Genomic DNA, 3,814 nt, shown 5'->3' with positions numbered 1-3,814 from the left:
CACGATCGAGGCCGCCCGCGCCGGTGAGGCCGGCAAGGGCTTCGCGGTCGTCGCCGGTGAGGTCAAGGACCTCGCCCAGGCCACAGGTCGGGCGACCGAGGACATCGCCGACCGGGTGTCGACGATCCAGAACGACACCGAGGCCGCCGTCACCGCGATCGAGCGGATCTCCTCGATCGTCGCCAGCATCAACGACTACCAGATGACGATCGCGTCCGCCGTGGAGGAGCAGACCGCCACCACCAACGACATGTCCCGGTCGATCAACGAGGCGGCGACAGGCTCGGGGGAGATCGCGAGCAGCATCGTGGGTGTGGCTGACGCCGCGATGAACGCCAACGAGATCATGAGCGACCTGCGCAGCGCCACCGACGAGCTCAACCAGATGGCCGAGGACCTTCGGCAGCGAGTGGGCACGTTCACCTACTGAGTGGCACCGGGGCGACCGGCCCTCGCACCACACCAGGGCTTATCATGGGATGACTTCACCTGGTCGATCCCTCCCCCCTGGACCGTGATGCTCCGCACCGTCGCCCTCAGCCCCCGCACACGTCGCACCGCCGCAGTCCTCACACTCACCGGCCTCGCCCTCGCCGTCGCCGGCCCCGCCGCCGCCCACGCCAAGTGGTTCGCGGAAGGGGCCGACGGCGGTGACTGGGGCTTCTTTCTCTCGCCGCTCCCCCTGGCCGTGACCGCCGCCGTGGTGGTCGTGACCGTCCTGTGGCGCCTGGTCTCGCACCGGTTGCCGCGCCCCGAGCTGCCGTTCCTCACGCCCCTGGGCCGGCTGGCCCCGTTCATCCCCCGCCTGGTCGCGATCCACATGGGTGTGTCGCTGCTGGCGTTCTCGGTGACCGGGCACTTCCTGACCCCGTCCCTGCCGCTCGGTGAGGTGCCGGGCGGCGACTTCGCCGGTGTGGTGCAGGCGGCGATCGGCATCTGGCTGATCACGGGCATCCGCCTGCGGATCCCCGCGCTCGGGGTGGTGCTGCTCGGGCCGCCGGCGCTGCTGGCCGCCGGGCCCGTCGCCCTGCTCGAGACCGCCGACACCCTGGCCGTGGCCCTGTTCCTCGCGGTGCTGCCGCCCTCGGACCGGGCGTTCGGCCGGGTGGCCCCCAGCCCGCAGCAGCTGCGGTGGGCCCTGTTCTGGTTGCGCATGTTCGTCGGCATCGCGCTCATCACGCTCGCGTTCAGCGAGAAGTTCACCAACCCCGAGCTCGCCCGCAACCTCCTCGAGGCCTACCCCGAGCTCAACCTGTTCGCCCTGGTGGGGTTGCCGGTGGACGCCGACACGTTCATCGTCATGGCCGGTGCGATCGAGCTCCTGTTCGGGCTGCTGGTCATCTCCGGCGCCATGCCGCAGGTCGCGGTGCTCGTCGCTCTCGTGCCGTTCAACCTGACGCTGTTCATCTTCGGGACCACCGAGGTCATCGGGCACCTGCCCGTGTACGGGGTGTTCCTCGCGCTGCTGGTCTACGGCTCGCACCGGGAGTCCGCCGCCGCGGTCCCGTGGTTCCCACGACCGGCTGACTGGCGCGCCCTGGTGACCAGGGACCCCGCGTCCCGCGCGGCGGACACCCCCCGTGACCAGCGCGAGTCACAGGGCGCCGCGTAGCGCGTCGAGCAGGCGACCGGAGGCGAGGTCGGCGACCGTGTGCGCCCGCACCTCGTCCTCGCCCATGCCCGTGACGTCCAGGACGTGCGCCAGCGCCGGTTCCGCGAGCGCGTCGTACACCTGGCAGAACAGCTCCCACGCCCTGGCTCGCGGCCACCCGGGGGGCATGGTCGCCGCCGGGAGGCGGGGGTCGAGTGCTGCGAAGCGCCGGTAGTCGTCGGTCACCTGGGTGCGGGCCCGCACCGCGTCGGCGCCGCGCAGCCGCCCACCGGCGACCTGGGGGGCGATGGCCTCCCACCGCGTGAGGAAGTCCTGGTAGGCGGTGCGGGTGGCGTCCAGGTCCCACACGTCCAGGGGGCCCTTGGCGCCGGGCAGGTCCAGGGGCAGGTGCTGGGCGCGCAGGACGGTGAACGTGAGGTCCGTCCCCGGTTCCAGGAGCGAGCCCAGCTCGTGGGGGTCGTCGGGTGAGCACCACACCCCGTCGTAGAGGGGCGCGAACCCCCGCCACCGCAGGCGGGCGCGCAGCGTGGCACGTCGGGTGTCGGCGTGCTGGGGCGAGGAGAACGCGATGACGGTCCAGGTGCCGCCCCACTGCTCGGCGCGGGCGGTGAACGTGGCGAGGGCCCGACCGCCGTGGGCGAGGGCGGTGGCGGTGGGGCCGGTGAGCCGGTAGAAGGCGTGGCGTCCGTCCTGGCGTCGTTCCAGGACGCCCCGGCGGACCAGCCGCTGCAGGACGGCGCGGGCCCCGGCGGGCGTGGTGCCGATGTCGGTGACGAGGGTGGCGAGGGGGCCGGCGCCGAACCAGGGCCGTGGGTGGATGCCGAACTCGGCGAGCAGCATCACCGTCGTGGCCTGGGGGGCGTTGCCTTGCCTGGCCCTGGGCAGGCGGACGTCGGCGGGGTCCACGTCGGGTCCGTGGGGCGTGGGGACGCCCCGCGTGGTGCGTGGGTGGCGAGGTGGGGGCACGTGTCCTCCGGGGTCGACGGACGCCGCCACTGTAGGCACCGCGGGTGGTCGGGGGTCACCCGCCCGCAACCTAATCCTTTCAACAGGTGACGGTGTCGTGCTCGGGCGCGAATACTAGTGTCGCGCATCTGTGCCGTCCGGGCACGGGAGCACCGAGACGAGAGGACTGACGATGACGTCGAGATCCCGCCCGGGTCGGCCGGGTCGACCCTGGAGCATGGCGGCCGGCGCCGTGGCGCTGGCGGTGGCGGTGGTGGGCCTGTCGCCGGCGGCAGCGCCGCCCGCGCACGCCGCCCAGACGATCACCGACATCGCGTACGCCCCGGCCCAACCGGCGGGTACGCAGGGGAACCTGCTGGACCTGTACCTGCCGGACGGTGACGGACCGGCACCCCTGGTGATCTGGACCAGCGGGTCGGCGTGGTTGGCCGACAACGGCAAGGCCGGTGCGCGTTCCATCGCCCCCGAGCTGAACGCCCGCGGGTACGCGGTCGCCGGTGTGAGCGTGCGGTCCAGCTCCCAGGTGCAGTTCCCGGGGCAGGTCCATGACATCAAGGCCGCGATCCGGTGGTTGCGGGCCAACGCCGACCGGTACGACCTGGACCCGGACCGGTTCGCGGTCATGGGTGACTCCTCCGGTGGCTGGGTGGCCAGCATGGCGACCCTGACCGGTGGGGTGCAGGCCCTCGAGGGCGACCTGGGCACGACGGGCGTCTCCAGCCGGGTCCAGGCGGGCGTCGCGTTCTACCCGCCGACGGACCTGCTGCAGATCGGCGCCCAGGCGGGCCCGGGCGGCATGGACCACGACGGGCCGACGGCGCCCGGTTCGCTGCTGCTGGGCTGCCAGGCGTTGTCCTGCCCGGACCTCGCCCGCCAGGCGAACCCGGTCACGCACGTCGACGGCGACGACCCGCCCCTGATGCTGCTGCACGGGCAGGCCGACGGCGTGGTGCCCCACGGGCAGAGCGTGCTGCTGTACGAGGCGCTCAAGGACCGGTGCGTGGACACCCAGTTCTTCTCGGTGCCCGGGGCGGGGCACATGGTCGGTGAGGTGATGAGCCCGGCGCGGTTCGGGCAGCAGACCGTGTCGACGGTGCGCGGCTGCCAGGAGACCCGGACGACGGGGTCGCCGAACCCGTCGTGGGACACGATCGTCGGGTTCCTGGACGCGGCGCTCGGCGAAGGGACGCCCGGCCCGGTGCCGACCACTCCCCCGACCGAGCCGCCCGCACCGAC

General features: G+C 73.2%; 4 protein-coding genes. 3 read left to right on the top strand and 1 reads right to left on the bottom strand.

The window, feature by feature from the left end:
• Together N869_RS13470 and N869_RS13465 are read left to right on the top strand one after the other, a co-directional pair.
• On the top strand, positions 1 to 430 hold a 430-nt coding region (locus N869_RS13470; RefSeq protein ID WP_035062427.1), incomplete at its 5' end, for a methyl-accepting chemotaxis protein.
• 87 nt (positions 431 to 517) lie between these two features.
• Entirely contained in the window at positions 518 to 1,612 is a 1,095-nt protein-coding gene (locus N869_RS13465; RefSeq protein ID WP_035062426.1) for a hypothetical protein, read from the top strand.
• Here N869_RS13465 and N869_RS13460 read toward each other — a convergent pair.
• Positions 1,595 to 2,518 carry a PaaX family transcriptional regulator C-terminal domain-containing protein gene (locus tag N869_RS13460; RefSeq protein ID WP_035062425.1) on the bottom strand — a complete coding sequence of 308 codons (924 nt, stop codon included), beginning with the start codon at positions 2,516 to 2,518 and terminating at the stop codon, positions 1,595 to 1,597. The genes N869_RS13465 and N869_RS13460 overlap by 18 nt on opposite strands.
• A 232-nt stretch (positions 2,519 to 2,750) precedes the next feature.
• Between N869_RS13460 and N869_RS13455 the strand changes: the two genes are divergently transcribed.
• Positions 2,751 to 3,814, top strand: a 1,064-nt coding sequence (locus N869_RS13455; protein ID WP_156968558.1) for an alpha/beta hydrolase, incomplete at its 3' end; no start/stop codon positions are given.

This window comes from Cellulomonas bogoriensis 69B4 = DSM 16987 (genome assembly GCF_000767165.1).
Taxonomy (GTDB): Bacteria; Actinomycetota; Actinomycetes; order Actinomycetales; family Cellulomonadaceae; genus Actinotalea; species Actinotalea bogoriensis.
The sequence above is the reverse complement of the archived record's forward strand: the minus strand, read 5'-3'. Positions and strand labels throughout refer to the sequence as shown.